Annotated in this window: 15 protein-coding genes and 1 riboswitch; of the genes, 2 read left to right on the forward strand and 13 right to left on the reverse strand. The window is 65.8% G+C overall.

Annotated elements, in window-relative coordinates; translation table 11 throughout:
- Positions 1-551: 551 nt before the first annotated feature.
- From ACFU5V_RS25105 to lipA, 13 genes are all read right to left on the reverse strand, one after another.
- A complete protein-coding gene (locus ACFU5V_RS25105) occupies positions 552-677 on the reverse strand; it encodes a hypothetical protein (RefSeq protein WP_378702801.1) in 126 nt (41 codons plus the stop codon).
- Between the two features lie 591 nt (positions 678-1,268).
- Positions 1,269-1,934 carry a hypothetical protein gene (locus ACFU5V_RS25110; RefSeq protein ID WP_378702802.1) on the reverse strand — a complete coding sequence of 222 codons (666 nt, stop codon included), beginning with the start codon at positions 1,932-1,934 and terminating at the stop codon, positions 1,269-1,271.
- A 529-nt stretch (positions 1,935-2,463) separates the two neighbouring features.
- A complete protein-coding gene (locus ACFU5V_RS25115) occupies positions 2,464-2,916 on the reverse strand; it encodes a GNAT family N-acetyltransferase (RefSeq protein ID WP_378702803.1) in 453 nt (150 codons plus the stop codon).
- A 104-nt stretch (positions 2,917-3,020) separates the two neighbouring features.
- Positions 3,021-3,899: an ATP phosphoribosyltransferase gene (hisG, locus tag ACFU5V_RS25120; protein ID WP_378702804.1), complete on the reverse strand. Its 879-nt coding sequence runs from the start codon at positions 3,897-3,899 to the stop codon at positions 3,021-3,023.
- A gap of 89 nt (positions 3,900-3,988) precedes the next feature.
- On the reverse strand, positions 3,989-4,801 hold the full coding sequence (locus ACFU5V_RS25125) for a LuxR C-terminal-related transcriptional regulator (protein WP_378702805.1): 813 nt from the start codon (positions 4,799-4,801) through the stop codon (positions 3,989-3,991).
- Positions 4,798-4,992, reverse strand: coding sequence for a hypothetical protein (locus ACFU5V_RS25130; RefSeq protein WP_378702806.1), 195 nt, complete (start codon positions 4,990-4,992; stop codon positions 4,798-4,800). The genes ACFU5V_RS25125 and ACFU5V_RS25130 overlap by 4 nt, the downstream gene beginning before the upstream one ends.
- A gap of 75 nt (positions 4,993-5,067) precedes the next feature.
- Positions 5,068-5,361, reverse strand: coding sequence for a Dabb family protein (locus tag ACFU5V_RS25135; protein WP_378702807.1), 294 nt, complete (start codon positions 5,359-5,361; stop codon positions 5,068-5,070).
- 35 nt (positions 5,362-5,396) lie between these two features.
- Complete coding sequence (locus ACFU5V_RS25140) at positions 5,397-6,227, reverse strand: mycofactocin-coupled SDR family oxidoreductase (RefSeq protein WP_378702808.1); 831 nt, start codon at positions 6,225-6,227, stop codon at positions 5,397-5,399.
- A gap of 46 nt (positions 6,228-6,273) precedes the next feature.
- A complete protein-coding gene (locus tag ACFU5V_RS25145) occupies positions 6,274-6,957 on the reverse strand; it encodes a helix-turn-helix domain-containing protein (RefSeq protein ID WP_378702809.1) in 684 nt (227 codons plus the stop codon).
- Between the two features lie 362 nt (positions 6,958-7,319).
- On the reverse strand, positions 7,320-8,177 hold the full coding sequence (locus ACFU5V_RS25150) for a creatininase family protein (RefSeq protein WP_378702810.1): 858 nt from the start codon (positions 8,175-8,177) through the stop codon (positions 7,320-7,322).
- A 44-nt stretch (positions 8,178-8,221) separates the two neighbouring features.
- Positions 8,222-9,385, reverse strand: coding sequence for a scyllo-inosose 3-dehydrogenase (iolM, locus tag ACFU5V_RS25155; protein WP_378702811.1), 1,164 nt, complete (start codon positions 9,383-9,385; stop codon positions 8,222-8,224).
- Positions 9,386-9,448: 63 nt separating this feature from the next.
- The gene (locus ACFU5V_RS25160) at positions 9,449-10,813 is read right to left on the reverse strand and encodes a Tm-1-like ATP-binding domain-containing protein (protein ID WP_378702812.1); all 1,365 of its coding nucleotides are present in this window, start codon (positions 10,811-10,813) and stop codon (positions 9,449-9,451) included.
- Between the two features lie 32 nt (positions 10,814-10,845).
- The gene (gene lipA / locus ACFU5V_RS25165) at positions 10,846-11,871 is read right to left on the reverse strand and encodes a lipoyl synthase (protein ID WP_378702813.1); all 1,026 of its coding nucleotides are present in this window, start codon (positions 11,869-11,871) and stop codon (positions 10,846-10,848) included.
- A 218-nt stretch (positions 11,872-12,089) separates the two neighbouring features.
- Positions 12,090-12,183, forward strand: a riboswitch (glycine riboswitch).
- Positions 12,184-12,339: 156 nt separating this feature from the next.
- Between lipA and gcvP the strand changes: the two genes are divergently transcribed.
- Both gcvP and gcvT read left to right on the forward strand, forming a co-directional pair.
- Positions 12,340-15,204, forward strand: coding sequence for an aminomethyl-transferring glycine dehydrogenase (gene gcvP, locus ACFU5V_RS25170; RefSeq protein WP_378702814.1), 2,865 nt, complete (start codon positions 12,340-12,342; stop codon positions 15,202-15,204).
- Complete coding sequence (gene gcvT, locus ACFU5V_RS25175; RefSeq protein WP_378702815.1) at positions 15,201-16,307, forward strand: glycine cleavage system aminomethyltransferase GcvT; 1,107 nt, start codon at positions 15,201-15,203, stop codon at positions 16,305-16,307. Before gcvP ends, gcvT begins: the two co-directional genes overlap by 4 nt.
- Position 16,308 lies beyond the last annotated feature (1 nt).

A 16,308-nucleotide genomic window follows, 5' to 3' on the forward strand; every position in this document is an offset into this window, starting at 1 on the left:
GCTCCCATACCCCCCACCCGGACGAGCTCGACCCACGGAACCGGATCCGGAACAGGTACCCCTCCCGCCTGACCCGCGGACGCGAGCACCGCCTCGCGGTACGCCGCCCGGGCCGGAACCTGCCGTGCCAGCCGCCCTGACACGGTGACAATCACCTTCTCGCCTCGGACCCGCACATCCGCGGCAGGGGCATTGACCATCTCGGCGCCGGCCAGACCTACCCCGACACCGAGGGCCAGCCCCCGTTAACGGACCGCACATTGCGTGCCGCGGCGCCCACCACAGCGACGTCTCCACTTGCTCAGTCGTGTACGACGTCGACACCGACCGTCGCGGCAACCCCTGACGGGGCTGCCCCCACGGCGCCACCCGCCTGATCCGCCGTGACAACGCTGCCCCAGCGTCGCCCGGCGACCGGACGGTGTCACGTACGCGAACCGGGGGGCAACCGCGTACCGGTTCACCGTCGCGGGATGAAAGATCTGTTCAACGTCGAGCGGCCCGCTCGCGCACCCACGCCACATCGAGGTCACAGTCGAGTTCCGGTTCAATTACTGCCGCGCGCAGCACGGGCCGAGCCCCCGCCGGACGACATCACGCACGAACGGCGCGATCTCCTCCCATTCCTGCGCCGGCTCCCGCAAGGTGTACCGCTCCGCGGTCCGCGGTGTCGTCACTGCCGCCCTCCCGCCAGCCGCCGCGTCAGCGAACCGACCTTCAGCGCAGCCAAGATTCGGAGGAAGTCGGAATTGACGGGCGGCACTCACGCGGGGCTGCGGATTCAAACTGAGCTCGCTTACGATGCGAGACCGGCCGACTCCGGTTCTTCGGAGTCGGCCAGCGAGAGATTCCGGAACCGCCTCCCCAGATTCCCCGATAGGTCCCTCCCCACAAAACAAGAGACCGCGCTTCGGCCCTGCCTCAGCATTTCGAGCAGGTGAGACGGGGCACAACTCAATCGGCGGATGCTCGCTCGACACCGGGTACCACTTTCCGAGAAACGATGTCGATGGAACCACTAACTTCGAACTATCTAACCGGTTTGCCGATCCCGCTTTCTCCTTCGGCCGACCGATTCGATAGTGACCGAACAATATTCGGAGTTCGGCTCGCCAACATCCCTACACGGTGGAATCCATCCTCGACTTCATCGGGCCCGGCCCGGCACCTATCGCGGTCCACGACCTCATACACGTCGTCGCGGAGCCCCTCGCAGACCAGGCGGCACCTTGGTGCTGGGCGCCCCCCTGCGACCGCAGATGTACCGGTCAGCCGCGGTCGAAGTAGTTACGCATCCATTCCAGACCGGCGGCGAAACTCCCGACCCCGAACACATCGTCGAACAGTGCGGAGCCAACTGTGATGCCCCACGGGGACAGTGTGGCAATCTCGTCCATGCGGTCGGTGCTGTTGATTGAGCCGGTGACAACGACAGGGGACTTGACTTCCTCGATGAAGGCTTTTCCGAGCAGTCCCGGATCCCCGTCAGTCCACCGGTACAGCGACAGCGCTACCCCGTCGGCCTGGGGGCGAATTCGGTTCGCATCTCCCACGATGTCCTCAATGCTGCCGTGAAGCATCCGCGGAATTCCACTGCGGCCGCCACAGGTCGGCAGGTACCCCACCTTTGCCTCTGCGAGCAACTTGGCGACAGACGGGTGAAAGGCCATGCCGATCAGGAAGTCCAACCCGTTTTCGATCGCGAACTGGGCCGCGGCCACGCAGCGTGACTCTTCCTCCTCCAGCGACTCGAAGTGCACAGTCTTACCCGCATCCTTCATGTCTCGCGCAAGCAGCGCCAGTTCCGGGGAAGAGAGGCCGGTGTCCTTGAACCCCCAGTGCTGCGTGGGCGCATCGACGGACTGCGCGAAGACCTCCCTTGCGTTGTCAACGGTCTTGTCGTTGTGTGTGAGCATCGCGATTAGCTCGATCATTTCAGGCCTTGTCTGCATCGTGGGATCTCCGCGGCAGCGATCAGCTGGTCGGAGTTTGGGCGGTCCGCCATGGCGGACGATCCCGCGCCTTATGCGCTGGGACTAAATGTGATTCATGCGAGGTAGCTTGACTAAAAGCTAGACCGGTTTGCCGAACAAATCAACCCCATATTGATATTTTCGTTCGGTTATCCGATCTTCGGACGCTGATCTCAACTGACTGATCGAGCTTGATGTTCGGAATTTGCGATTGTCGAGCTACATGGCGGCGATGTTCGGCTGGTTCGACACCGAAAGCTGTGTCGCCGGCACCGCTCACCGGAGTGAACTGTTCAAAGTGCTACTGGCAGCGCCGAGGACGCCATTGTTCGACTCGCGGAGCGGCTCACGCAGGCCGATAGAAGTCCACGAGGGACGAAGTGTCGTGGTGTCTACTCATCTCGCAACCTGTGACGGGCAGTCGGCGGCCCTTCCGCTCGCGCACAGTTGCGCCGGGATCGACCTCGGTCACCCCAAATCCGCGACGCGGCTACGTCTGTACCTCGTGTGCCTGGCGGTCAAGGGCCAGGCTCCGGGCGTAGCTGCAGACAAGGCGGACCGTCCAGTTACGTTTGCGCGCATGGTCATACGCTTCGCGAACGAGGAAGGCTGCGAGTCCTTGCCGGGACCAGTCCTCCGCGATGATGGTGTGCATGAACGCCACTCCGCGCCGGTCGGAGGGTTCCTGGGCGGCGATGTCGTGCTCGTTGAGGTAGCCGAGCACACCTACCAGTTCGTCGCCCACCCAGAGATCGAATCGATCCCGCGCTGGATTGTCCAGTACTGCAGCTATTGTCGCTGTGCGGTTGATGGCGTCGCGACGGCGATCGGCTGCGGGTGTCAGGGGCCCCGCCAGGGGTGGGTATCCGTCCTCGGGGGTAAGCGGTTCGGGATAGAGGTGCCGGGCCACGTCCAGGGCCGTCGCTGCGGCGGCCCTCATCATCCGCACTCCTGCACGGACTGCATCGGTGAGGACTCTGAGCAATCGACGACAGGTGGCGCTATCCGCCTGCCGCCGGCGCAGGTTCTCGTGTTCGGTCGTGTCCATCATTGGTCCTCCGAGGCGTATCGGTCGGTGACCGCGCGGCAGGATCGGATGTTCGAGGCAAGGATGGCCTTGGCGCCGAGAGCGGCGAGTTGGTCCATCACCCGGTTGTGTCCGGTGATCGGGACCATCGCCCGCACTGCCACCCAGTTCTCGTCGGCGAGCGGCGACAGCGTCGGCGACTCGACCCCGGGGGTGATCGTCAGCGCGTCGTCGAGGATCGTCTTCGGGCAGTCGTAGTCGAGCATCAGATTCTGCTGTGCGAAGACGATGCCACGCACCCGCTCGACCAACTGATTGCGGGCGGTGTCGTCGATGGCCGACCCGGCGCGCTCGATGAGCACACCCTCGGAATCGCACAGGGTGTCACCGAACGCGACCAGGTTGTGCTGGCGCAGGGTGCGACCGGAACCGACGACGTCGGCGATCGCGTCCGCGACCCCGAGCTGGATGGAGATCTCCACGGCGCCGTCCAGCCGGATGACCGATGCCTCGATCCCCCGTGCGGAGAGGTCGTCCCGCACCAGGTTGGGATACGACGTAGCGATCCGGAGTCCGGCCAGGTCCTCGACCTTCCAGTCCTTGCCCGCGGGGGCGGCATACCGGAACGTGGACCGGCCGAAGCCGAGCGCGAGCCGCTCGCTGACGGGGGCGCCGGAGTCGCGGGCGAGGTCACGGCCGGTGATGCCCAGGTCGAGCTCGCCGGATCCGACGTAGATCGCGATGTCATTGGGCCGCAGGAAGAAGAACTCGACCGAGTTGGCGGGGTCGAGGACGGTCAGGTCGCGGGAATCGGTGCGCCGGCGGTAGCCCGCCTCGGTGAGGATCTCGGCGGCGGACTCGGACAGAGAGCCCTTGTTGGGAACTGCGACGCGAAGCATCTGTGGATCCTTTCGGGCGGACTCGGTGTTCTGGTCAACGGTCGTAGGTGGCGGGCGATTCTTGGGCACTTCCAGGGCGCGGTGCCGTGTCAGTGCAGTTCTTCGAAGAGTTTCGCCGTGGCCTCTTGTCGACTTCCGACATCGAGCTTCTTCAGGATGTTCGTGACGTGAAAGCGCACTGTGTTCTCGCTGATGCCGAGTTGTTCTGCGATGGCTCTGTTCTTTTCGCCGCGAGCGACGATGTTCAGGACGTCGCGTTCGCGGGTGTTGAGGGTCGTCAGTGGGTGCCCGTGAGGGAGATGGGATCGTGCCAGACTGTGGTTTCCGATCACATGGGTCATCGCGATCTCGGTTCCCCATCGGGGGATGCATCGAACGTCGAGTTGGTGGGGTCGGGGCAAACCGCCGAGGTCGATTTCGTTGTGCAGCCACTGCCCGTCGAGTTCGCCCGGTCCGTCGTCTCGGATGCTGATGACGATCTGGGTGGCGCCGATGTACCAGGTGACGTGGAAGCGTGAGACCCGCGTCTGGTTGCACAGCAGGGTGATCGCGTGCGCGGTCCACCGGCGGGCCGTGGTGGCGGCGCGGGTGGGAACGGTGGTGGTGGACTTGGGATCGAGGAGGTAGTCGATTCTGAGCTGCTGGGTGAGCTGCAGTACGCGCAGTTGGGCGCGTAGCGCGTCGAGCGCGAGGGCCGAGGTCTGCCGTGGTGTGTTCTCGTTTGCTGCCGCTGGTGTGGAGTCGGCGAGCAGCCGTGTGGCCGAGGCCAGGGCGAGTGATCGCGCTGCGCTGTCGCTGAGGTCGCGGCTTCGGAGCACGCGGAGGAGCTCGAGGAGTGCTGTCTTCCATTCGCCGGGGGCCGGTGCGGTGGGCGGGGCGATCTGCGTGGCAGCGGAGCTCACGTGAGGGCCTTGATTTTCTCGAGCGTGGTCGGGGGGATCGTCTGAGGGTGCCGGGAGATGACCCGGTGAAGGCGGCGCAGGTACTGCGGCCGGGTCAATCCGAAGGTCAGCATCGTTTCTTCGCCGGGGCCGCCGCCGTAGGGCAGCCATTTCGTCGCGAAGTCGAGGAGATCTCGTTCGTCTGGCGTCATCGTGTCGATCTCTTCCGAGTGCGGGTGCTGGCAGGGGCAGATTGCGGGTGATCCGCCCCTGCCAGGACCCGGAAGTCATCGTTCGATTTGAACGACTTCTTTCTCGGCCAGGTTGGGGACGATCAGTTCCTCGAGAATGCGTTGGTGCTCGGGGTGGTCCCGGTAGTGCAGGAAGTCTTCTTTGCTGGCGAAGGTGCCGACCACCGCGAAGTCGGAGTTTCCGGGGTTAAGGCCGGCATCCGAGCCACACAGATAGCTGTGCACACCGGGAAGGGAGCGCACCAGTTCTTCGAGTGACCGGCGCACCTCGTCGGCGACGTTGTGCTTCTCCGGTACCCACCGGAACGTCACGACATGGGTGAACGGCATGTCGTCCTCTCTGCTGGGAACTGTTCGGTCGTGGGCTACTTGGCGAGCATGCCCGCGTCGACGGGAATTGCTGCGCCGGTGATGAATCGGGCATCGTCGGACACCAGGAAGAGGATCGCGTTCGAGACGTCCTCGGGCTGAACCCACGGGGTGTCGAGCAGGTGGATCGAGGCGAAGCCGTCCTTGGCGTCGTCGAGGGTGGGGCTCTCGAGGTCGGGACGGAACATCTTGATCACCCCGGTGTTGGTCATCATCATGGTTTCGCAGTTGCTCGGGTGCAGCGAGTTGACGCGGATGTTGTGCGGAGCAAGCTCGTTGGCCAGTGCCTTCGCGAGTCCGGTGACGCCGTGCTTGGCGGCGACGTAGTGTCCGATCTCGTTGAGGTTCCGCAGGCCGGCGGTGGAGCTGGTGAGAATGATCGATCCGCCGTTACCGGCGTCGATCATGGCCTGGGCGCCCGCCCGGACGGTCTTCCACACACCGGTGAGGTCGATCTCGATCATTTCGTCGAACTGCTCTTCCGACATGGTGGCGAGCTTGCCGTAGGTACAGACGCCGGCGTTGCCGAGGATGATATCGAGGCGCCCGAACTGTTCGACGCCCTCCTCGACGGCCGCGGACAGGGCCGCCAGGTCGCGGACGTCGGCGATCCGGCTGACGATCTTGCCGCCGGCCGCTTCCACCAGGCGAACCGTTTCCTGCAGGTCGTCAGCGGAGGCCATGGCGTAGGGAGCGGACTCCACGGGGGCGCAGATGTCCACCGCGATGATGTTGGCGCCTTCTTGCGCCAGCTTCACCGCGTGCGAGCGTCCCTGACCGCGGGCGGCGCCGGTGATGAAGGCGACCTTGCCGTCGAGCTTTCCCATTTGATTTCTCCTCCGCTTTTGGACACGAGGGTCTTCTGATCTCAGGTCAGAAGGATTTCGGCGTGTCGATCCAGATGTATTCGCTTACTTCGTTTGCAACGTTTTCAATTTTGTGGGGGGTGGTGCTTTGGAACCAGATCGAGTCGCCGGGGTTGAGGAAGTACACCTCGTCGGCGAGGGTGATTTTGAAGCGTCCTTTCAGGACCATCGCCCATTCCTCGCCTTCGTGGCTGTACAGCTCGTCGCCGGTGCTGGCGCCGATCTCGTACCGGCCGAAGATCGCCTCGAGGACCTCCGATTCGTTGGGCGACGCCAGTTCGAAATGCACGCCCTGGGCCTTCATCGAGGTGCGCGCCTCGTGCCCGTTGTCGCTTGCCGAACTGATGGTGATCCGTTCCTTGGCGCGGATCACGTGACCGTTCATTTGTGAGGGCGCGGTGAAGAAGTACGTGATACTGGTTCCGAGCGCGGCCGCCACACGCTTGAGGGTCGAGATCGACGGTTCGGTCTTTCCCCGCTCGACTTCGCTGATGACGGAGGATGAGATCTCGGCACGCTCGGCGAGCGCACGAATCGAGTAGCCGTGCTCTGTGCGCAGCGCTCGCAGCCTGTCACCGATCGAACCCACATCCGCCGGATCATCCGTCACGTCCGTCATCTCTTCCTCCATCTCGTCTGAAGCCGGGCCGGTGAACAGCGCCCCTGCGCGGTATCGGCCGGGCTTCCTCACCGTGCCGAAGGTTACTTCGGGCCGAGTCCAGTCTACGTCGGGGTGTTCGGTTTGGCGAACATCGCGCACACGCCGTTTCGATCCCGTTCGGTGTCTATTCCGACCGAATCCTTATGGGAGTGAACAACTCAAAGGTGGCAATTTGCCCGTCGACGGTCGGGAGCGACCGATAGCTCTCTGTGAACTTGTTCGGAATCTCGGCCACTGGGGGGAGGTGGATACCCGGGTAGGGCGAGTGGAAGACATCGCCCTACCCGGAAGCTTGGGTTCCGAGCCGCGAGGGGCTCGCCCCTACACCAGGGAGTCCGGACCGGCCGAGGGATCGGCGTGGGGCGGCCGCTGGTGTAGGGGGTGGGGCGGGGTCAGGCCTTCAGGATGTACTCACGCTGGGTGATGTCGACCTTGACCTTCTTGAGCTCACCGACGGCGTCGGCGAGGTGCTGGGAGAACCGGTCGAAGATCTGTTCGCCCTTCTCCGCGGTGGCACGGAAGGGGTTGCCGATGACGCCGTGCGGGGCCATCTCCTGGTGCTCCATCGGGAAGTAGAAGTACTCGTAGCCCTGGAACTCGACGTCGGGGCTGGCGTCGACCTTCTTGAAGGACTCGGGCAGCCATTCGGGGGCCTGCGCGCGGGTGTCGAGGCCGCGGTCGAGCTTCACGTTGTCGCGCTTGTACGCCATCATGATCGACGTTTCCTGCTCGCTGGCGTGCCAGCCGGCGGTCTCCTCTGCGGTGTTCTCCATCAGGTCTTCGATGATGCCGAGGTAGCGCTCACCGTAGGGCTTGAACATGCCGAGCAGTGCACCTGTCTCGTACCGCAGGGTACGGAAGACCTCGTCGGTGACCTTGGTGTTGGAGGTGTGGCCGTTGACGAAGATGATGCGGTTGAAGCCGTGGTGGATCAGCGAGCGGGCGGTGTCGTAGATGATGCCGCGGACGGTGTCTCCACGGAAGGTGATGGTGCCCATGCCGTTCTCGGCTTCGCGGAGGTGGTGCGGGCTGTAGCCGGTCCAGATCGGCGGGCCGTAGAGCACGCCGGCCTTCTCGGCTGCGCGCTTGGAGACCTCCATGGCGTTGTAGATGTCGGTGCCGATGGGCAGGTGGTAGCCGTGCATCTCGACCGCGCCCATCGGGATGAGGATGGTGTCGTCGGTCTTGAGGTATTCCTGGATGTCCGGCGGTGCGAGGTCGGTGATCAGGCGCGAGTGCAGTTCGGTCATGGGAGAGGCCTTTCTAGGGTGTTCGATACAGGTGTTGGTGGTGGTCAGAGCTGCGGCTTGACCAGAATCTTTCCGTTGCCGCGTGCCTTGGTTTCGTCGATGGCGTCGACCAGCCCGGCGAGGGGGAATCGGCGGGTGATGGCGTGCTCCATGTTGATTCGCCCGGCGGCCATCAGGTTGATGACGTTCGGGAAGTCCCAGGTTCCGGAGTGTCCGACGGTTCCGTAGAAGGAGCCGGCCTTGAGCTGGATGTTGATGAGGTTGATCTGTGCCGCGTTGGCGTCCATGCCGGCGACGATGACCTTGCCGCCGACTCCGAGGGTGTCTTCGACGCCGCGCATCACGGCCTTGGTGTTTCCGCTGGCCTCGACGACCATCGCCGAGCCGTTTCCGCGGGTTTCGGTGAGCACCGCGTCGGCGGCGTCCTCGTTGATCGGGTCGATGGCGTGCGTCGCTCCGAGCTTGAGGGCGAGTTCGCGACGCTCGGCGATGGGCTCGACGAGGAAGATCTTCGAGGCGCCGGCGGCTTGTGCGAGTGCGACCGAGGCCAGCCCGATGGGTCCGCCGCCGAACACCGTCACCGCACCACCGGGCTTGAAGCCGCCGCCGCGGGTGAACATGCCCTCGTACGCGACGCTGGTCGGTTCGGTGAGGGCGCCGACCTCGAGGGTGGTTTCCTCGTCGCCGTATCGGTCGAGGACCGCGTCGAGGGGCCAGCAGAACCGGGCGTCCACCTTGACGTACTGGGCGAAGCCGCCGTTGACGGTGAAGCCGAGGTCTTCGATGTTGCGGCACTGGTTCCAGTACCCGCCGCGACATTCGCGGCAGTTGCCGCACCACTGGATTTCCTCGACGGCCACGAGTCCGCCGACACGCAGCTCGGTGACGTCCTTACCGGCGGCGACGATCTTGCCGGCGAACTCGTGGCCGGTGATGACCGGGGCCTTGAGGTGGTACGGGAGCAGCATGTACCCCTCGTCGTCGGTCTCGAACATGTGCACGTCCGAGCCGCACAGCCCGCAGGCACCGACCTCGACGACGACCTCGGTGGGACCGGGTTCGCCGGGGTCGGCGATCGTCCGGAGGTCGACCGACGGGTTGCGGTACGCATCGCTGGCGATGCGGGCCCACTGGCGTTCTGCGTCGCGGTCCGAGATGCGTGCAGATGCACGCGGGGCCCACTCTGCTTCGAGAACTACTGCTTTCATCGGTGTCTCCGATCGATCGTGTTCACTCGCGGATGGTTGAGGATGCAGCTATCAGGCCCGTCCTTAGCGATGGGCATAGCTACCGCGCGGGGTTGTGGTGATGGATGCCTCCGCCGGGGCGGCAGACGGTGCGTGACGGTCACGGCTTTCGAGCAGAGGAACGAAATCTGCAAGTATGTGGTCGATAAAGGCGGGATCGTTGATGTGAACGTCGAGTTTGGTCAGTTCGATGTTCGGCTCGAGGCACGATTCGAGCACCGTGGTGAAGGCGCGATCGGCTTCCGGATCCCAGAAGACCTGGCCCGGCGCGTTGGGCACCGACAAGCCCGCGGTCGGGACGTACACCCGGGTCGGGCCGACACTGTTGTTGGCCTTTGCCGCGAATGTTTCTGCTACCCGCATCATTTCGGATGTGGTCAGCCGCACCAGCGTGAGTTCGGGGTTGTGCCCGAAGTAGGTGCGTCCCGGAAATTGTCGTTGGGTGTCGGCCAGCTTGCCGCAGGTGATGAAGTCGACGCAGCCCGGAACGAGCACCTGAGGGAGTCCGGCCTTGCCGGCCGCCTCCATCCGGTGGGGACCGGGATCCATCAGGCCACCGATGAGGTGTCCGCTCAGCTCCGTGGTCGTGAAATCGATGACCGCGTCGACCTGTCCCGCTTGGACGGCGTTCTCGAGCGCCCGGCCGCCGGTGCCGTTGGCGTGGAAGGCAACGAAGCCGAAGCCTTTGCCTTCGAGGTGTTTCTGGGCACGCTCGAGCGCGGGGGTGGTGTTGCCGTTCATCGACACCGCCACGGTGATCGGCCGCTGACCGGCATCCGCGGTCGGGGCGGCGAGCGCGGCGGCGGCCGCGGCACCGACGATGTAGCCGGCGGCGCTTCGGTAGATCTCGCTGGTCACCGAGTTGATGCCGATGATGTCGGCGACCGAGTGCAGAACGGCGATGTCGCTGATTCCGACGTAGGGGTCGAAGGTCCGGTTTCCCGAGGCCAGCGGCGAGACGATGAGTTTGGGGAAGCCGAAGGGCAGGTACTGCAGGGCAGGGCCGGCGATGTGCGTTCCGGCCCCTCCCATACACACGGCGCCGTCGATCTCGCCTTCGGCGACCATCGCGCTCAGGAGGCGACTGACGCCCGACCGCAGGGCGCTGACGGCCTCACCGCGCGGTAGTTCGCTGATCGCGGCGATCGAACTTCCCGCCGCGGCGGCGACCGTCGCCTGGTCGATGAAGCGGCGAGTGCCGATCACCGCGTCCGAGGGACGCTGCGCCGTCCGAGCCGAGGTGTCGAGCATGATCGCGATCCCACCGAGCCGCTCGATCTCATCGCTGAGGGCTCCGAGTTCAGCGGCCTTGGTGTCGAAAGTACCGATGACCACGACGATCGGAGCCGCTTCGCTCCTCGCGGCGCCGGGCCGCCTTGCGCTTGTCATGAGAAGAACGCTAGACCTGTTTACCGAACAAATCAAGAGTATTCGGCAACTTTTGATCGGAGTTCCGAACGAACTGCTGTTTCATTCGGAGTTTCGATCGGAAGTCCGCTCAATCCGGACGCTGGAGGCTGCGGGGTGAGGCGGGCGGCGACGGCCGCCGCATGCAGGCGACCGGCGCGATACGAGGAGCGCACCAGCGGCCCCGACATCACGCCGGCGAAGCCGAGTCCTTCTGCGTGGGTGGCGAGTTCGGCGAACTCATCGGGGTGCACCCACCTGTCGACAGGAAGGTGGCGGGCAGAGGGGCGCAGATACTGGGTGATGGTCACCAGGTCGCATCCGGCGGCGTGGAGTTGCTCGAGGGCTTCGTCGACCTCGTCGCGCCGTTCACCCATCCCCAGGATCAGGTTGGATTTGGTGATCAGGCCCGCGGCTTTCGCGCGGGCGAGCACGTCGAGGGATCGATCGAAAGTGAAGCCCGGTCGAATTCTGCGGAAGATCCGCGGCACGGTTTCGATGTTGTGGGCGAGCACCTCGGGCCGGGCCCCGAAGACCTGAGTCAACTGCTCCGGCACTCCGGAGAAGTCCGGGATGAGCAGTTCGACCCCGGTCCCGGGGCAGAGGTCGTGGATGATCCGGACGGTTTCTGCGTACAGCCAGGCCCCGCCGTCGTCAAGATCGTCGCGAGCCACACCGGTCACCGTGGCGTACTTCAGGTTCATCGTCCGCACCGATTCGGCCACACGCCGCGGCTCGTCCCGATCGAGGTCGACCGGCTTGCCGGTATCGATCTGACAGAAGTCGCAGCGGCGGGTGCACTGGTCTCCGCCGATCAGGAAGGTGGCCTCGCGGTCCTCCCAGCATTCGAAGATGTTCGGGCATCCGGCGGAGCGGCAGACGGTGTGCAGGTCCGCGGACTCGACCAGGGCGGAGATCTCCCGGAACTGAGCGCCGATACGAACGGGGGCTTTCATCCAGGCCGGCTTGCGTTCGACCGGGGTCTGAGCGTTGCGGACCTCCAGACGCAGAAGCTTGCGGCCGTCGCTGGTCACTGACATGGCGATTCCTCGGGTCGGGGTGATCGGAATGCCGAACAGCGTGGGCGGTCGCCCGACGCTCGCTCCCCAGAGTGCCGCACCGAACCCGCGAACACAAGAACAGATCGCCCCAATTGAGCGGAATTCCGCGCAGTTTTCTCGATTGTTACCAATCGGCGTGCGGAACTCCGAACATTTTGGGTACAGTGGCGGGGCACACAACAACCGCACATGCCGTTCGATGCGTGTCAGGAGATGCCCTGCCGAGGCAGGGCCGCCGTAGGAGCAAGTTCCTCCCCGGGAATCTCTCAGGCCCAGTACTGACACGCAGAGGCAACTCTGGAGAAAGCGTCGCGAACGCTTACCGAAGGTGAAGAGCGCCCCAATACTGTTGGGGTGCCCAATCTCTCAGGTGACAGGACAGATCGGGGAGGGCCGCGCTCTGCGCTCGACGTCGAGTCGAGCAGAACCGACCATTGGAGGTCCTTCGTGTCCCATCCCGACATCGCACCCACGTTCCAAGACCGGCACATCGGCCCGTCCGAGACCGAGATCGCGCAACTGCTCGAGGTCCTCGGATACGACTCCCTCGACGCCCTCGTCTCGCGTGCCGTTCCGTCCCAGATCCGGACCGCGCAACCGCTGAACCTGCCTTCCGCCCGCGCGGAACAGGATGTGCTGGCCGACCTGCGGACGATCGCCGGCAAGAACCGGCCGCGGGTGCAGATGATCGGGCTCGGCTATTACGACACCATCACTCCCGCCGTCCTGCGTCGCAACATCCTCGAGGCGCCGGGCTGGTACACCTCGTACACCCCGTACCAGCCGGAAATCTCCCAGGGCCGACTCGAGGCGCTGCTGACCTTCCAGACCGTCATCGAAGAGCTCACCAGCCTCCCGGTCGCGGGTGCCTCGCTCCTCGACGAGGCCACCGCCGTCGCCGAGGCCGTCCTGCTGATGCGCCGCGCCAACAAGTCCCCCTCGCGCCGGGTCCTCGTCGACGCCGGCTGCTTCCCGCAGACGCTGTCCGTTCTGCGCGGCCGCGCGGACGCCGTCGGCATCGAGCTGGTCGTGACCGATCTGGACCGCGGCTTGCCCGACGGGGAGTTCTTCGGCGTCGTCTACCAGAATCCGTCGGTCACCGGCGGGGTGCGGGATCTGAGCGAGTCGATCGCCGAGGCGCACCGGCGGGGCGCCCTGACCACGGTGGCCACCGACCTGCTCGCGCTGACCCTGATCACCTCCCCGGGCGAGCAGGGTGCGGACATCGCCGTCGGGTCGGCCCAACGGTTCGGTGTGCCGCTGTTCTTCGGCGGCCCGCACGCCGGATTCATCTCCGTCCGAGGCGGTCTCGAACGCATGCTGCCGGGCCGGTTGGTCGGGGTGTCCAAGGACGCCGACGGCTCCCCGGCGTACCGGCTGGCGCTGCAGACTCGCGAGCAGCACATCCGCCGCGACAAGGCGACCAGCAACATCTGCACCGCCCAGGCCCTGCTGGCGAACGTGGCCGCGATGTACGCCGCCTATCACGGCGCCGAGGGACTGCGTGCGATTGCCGGGCGGGTGCACTCGCACGCCGCGCACCTGACCTCCGGACTGCACGCCGCGGACATCGAGACCCTGCACTCGAACTTCTTCGACACCGTCGTCGCCCACGTCCCGCACCGGGCCGGTGTCATCGTCCGCGCCGCCAACGCGGACGGGATCAACCTGCGCTACATCGACGCCGACCACGTCGGGGTGTCCTGCGACGAGCACACCACCGGCGAGATCGTCGAGCGGGTCCTGGCGGCCTTCGGTGCGGCCCTGGCCCCCGTCGACACCTCCTACATTCCGCCGACACTGACCCGGACCTCGACCTTCCTCCAGCACGAGGTGTTCCGGCGCTACCGTTCGGAAGCGGCGATGCAGCGGTTCCTGCGCAAGTTGTCCGACAAGGACCTCGCCCTGGACCGGACGATGATTCCGCTCGGCTCGTGCACCATGAAGCTCAACTCCGCGGTGGAGATGGAGCCGATCAGCTGGCCGGAGTTCGCCGGCATCCACCCCTTCGCACCGGCCGACCAGACCGAGGGCTACCGCGAGCTCACCGACGACCTCGAACGGTGGCTCTGTGAGATCACCGGCTATGACCGGGTCTCGCTGCAGCCGAACGCCGGCTCCCAGGGCGAGTTGGCGGGTCTGCTCGCCATCCACGGCTATCACACCGCCAACGGCGACACCGACCGCACCATCTGTCTGATCCCGCAGTCCGCGCACGGCACCAACGCAGCCTCCGCGGTGCTCGCCGGGATGCAGGTGGTGGTCGTGGCGACGGCCGCCAACGGCAACATCGACCTCGACGATCTGCGCGCCAAGATCGACCGGCACAGCGGCAAGATCGCCGCCATCATGCTCACCTACCCCTCCACCCACGGGGTCTACGAGAACGACGTCCGCACCGTGTGTGAACTCGTCCACGACGCCGGTGGGCAGGTGTACATCGACGGGGCCAACCTCAATGCGCTGGTCGGCCTGGCCAGGCCGGGCGAGTTCGGTGGCGACGTCTCACACCTGAACCTGCACAAGACCTTCTGCATCCCGCACGGTGGTGGCGGTCCCGGTGTCGGCCCGGTCGCCGTGCGCGAGCATCTGGCCCCGTTCCTGCCGTCCGACCCACTCGCGGCCGACCCCGCCAGCCCCCCGGTCTCCGCGGCGAACTACGGCTCCGCCGGCATCCTGCCGATCACCTGGGCCTACATCGCACTGATGGGACCGGACGGACTCACCCGGGCCACCGAAACCGCAGTACTGTCGGCCAACTACCTCGCGGGCGCGCTCGCTCCCTACTACCCGGTGCTTTACACCGGCGACGGGAATCTGGTCGCCCACGAATGCATCCTCGATCTGCGTGCCCTGACCAAGGCGACCGGTGTGAGCGCCGAAGACGTGGCCAAGCGGCTGATCGACTACGGATTCCACGCCCCCACCCTGTCGTTCCCGGTCAACGGGACCCTGATGGTCGAACCCACCGAATCGGAAAACCTCGAGGAACTCGACCGGTTCATCGACGCCATGATCGGCATCCACGCCGAGATCCAGCGGGTGGCCGACGGCACCTGGCCACTCGAATCGAGCCCGCTGCGGCAGGCCCCGCACACCGCCGCCCAGGTCACCACCACCGAGTGGACGCTGCCCTACACCCGGCAGGAGGCCGCCTTCCCGGTGCCCTCGCTGCGCGAGAACAAGTACTTCCCGCCGGTCCGGCGGATCGACGGAGTACACGGCGACCGCAACCTGGTGTGCTCGTGCCCCGCACCCGACGCTTTCGAAGCCCCCTCATCGACCGATACGAGAGAAGAAGTCCTCGCATGAGTTTCGCTACTCCCCTCGAAAACGAGCACCGTTCCCTCGGAGCCAGTTTCACCGACTTCGCCGGGTGGCAGATGCCGTTGAAGTACGACAGCGACCTGACCGAACACCACGCGGTCAGGTCGGTGGCCGGCCTCTTCGACCTGTCCCACATGGGCGAGATCGACGTCACCGGCCCGGATGCGGCCGCGTTCCTCGGCCATGCCCTCGCCGGTGAGTTCACCGCAGTGGCGCCGGGCCGCGCGAAGTACTCGCTGATCTGCAACGACGACGGCGGCGTCATCGACGACCTCGTCGCCTACCGGCTCGGCGCCGACCAGTTCCTCGTCGTCGCGAACGCGTCCAACGCCGGCACGGTCTTCGCCAAGCTGACCGAGCGCGCCGCCGGATTCGACGTCGCGGTCACCGATCGCTCGCAGACGACCGCTCTGATCGCCCTGCAGGGGCCGGCCGCCGAGGCGATCCTGCTCACCCTGGTCCCCTCCGCGGAGGCGGCCACCGTGCAGGAGCTCAAGTACTACGCGGCCACCACCGCCACCGTCGCCGGGATCCCGGTTCTGTTGGGACGCACCGGATACACCGGTGAGGACGGCTTCGAACTGTATGTCCCGAACGAGAACGCCGTCCAGCTGTGGCGGGCGCTGCTCGAGCCGACGGTGCGCGCCGGTGGGGTTCCCGCCGGTCTCGCGTGCCGGGACTCGCTGCGGCTCGAGGCCGGGATGGCGCTGTACGGGCACGAACTCAGTCTCGACATCACCCCGTTCGAAGCGGGTCTCGGGCGGGTGGTGCGCCTGAACAAGAAGTTCGTCGGATCGGAGGCACTGGCGAAGATCGCCGACACGGCACCGTCGCGCACGCTGGTCGGGCTGGTCGGCACCGGCAAGCGGGCGGCGCGGGCGGAGTACGCGGTGCACGACGCCTACGACCCGAATTCCGTCATCGGGGTGGTCACCTCGGGGATCCTCTCCCCCACCCTCGGCTACCCGATCGCGCTGGCCTACCTCGACAGCGAACGCAGCCGACTCGGCTCGACGGTGCTGGTCGACGTTCGCGGCGGCAAGTTGCCCTTCACCGTGGTCAAGCCCCCCTTCTACAAGCGGTCCTGAC

The sequence above is a fragment of the Rhodococcus sp. NPDC057529 genome, assembly GCF_042802055.1.
Lineage (GTDB): Bacteria > Actinomycetota > Actinomycetes > Mycobacteriales > Mycobacteriaceae > Rhodococcus_F.

Coding starts and splice junctions, on each gene's coding strand:
- gcvT (WP_378702815.1), top strand. CDS start 15,201: ATGAGTTTCGCTACTCCCCTCGAAAACGAGCACCGTTCCCTCGGAGCC.
- ACFU5V_RS25150 (WP_378702810.1), bottom strand. CDS start 8,177: ATGACCGAACTGCACTCGCGCCTGATCACCGACCTCGCACCGCCGGAC.
- ACFU5V_RS25135 (WP_378702807.1), bottom strand. CDS start 5,361: ATGCCGTTCACCCATGTCGTGACGTTCCGGTGGGTACCGGAGAAGCAC.
- hisG (WP_378702804.1), bottom strand. CDS start 3,899: ATGCTTCGCGTCGCAGTTCCCAACAAGGGCTCTCTGTCCGAGTCCGCC.
- ACFU5V_RS25160 (WP_378702812.1), bottom strand. CDS start 10,813: ATGACAAGCGCAAGGCGGCCCGGCGCCGCGAGGAGCGAAGCGGCTCCG.
- ACFU5V_RS25140 (WP_378702808.1), bottom strand. CDS start 6,227: ATGGGAAAGCTCGACGGCAAGGTCGCCTTCATCACCGGCGCCGCCCGC.
- lipA (WP_378702813.1), bottom strand. CDS start 11,871: ATGTCAGTGACCAGCGACGGCCGCAAGCTTCTGCGTCTGGAGGTCCGC.
- ACFU5V_RS25110 (WP_378702802.1), bottom strand. CDS start 1,934: ATGATCGAGCTAATCGCGATGCTCACACACAACGACAAGACCGTTGAC.
- iolM (WP_378702811.1), bottom strand. CDS start 9,385: ATGAAAGCAGTAGTTCTCGAAGCAGAGTGGGCCCCGCGTGCATCTGCA.
- ACFU5V_RS25115 (WP_378702803.1), bottom strand. CDS start 2,916: ATGATGAGGGCCGCCGCAGCGACGGCCCTGGACGTGGCCCGGCACCTC.
- ACFU5V_RS25130 (WP_378702806.1), bottom strand. CDS start 4,992: ATGACGCCAGACGAACGAGATCTCCTCGACTTCGCGACGAAATGGCTG.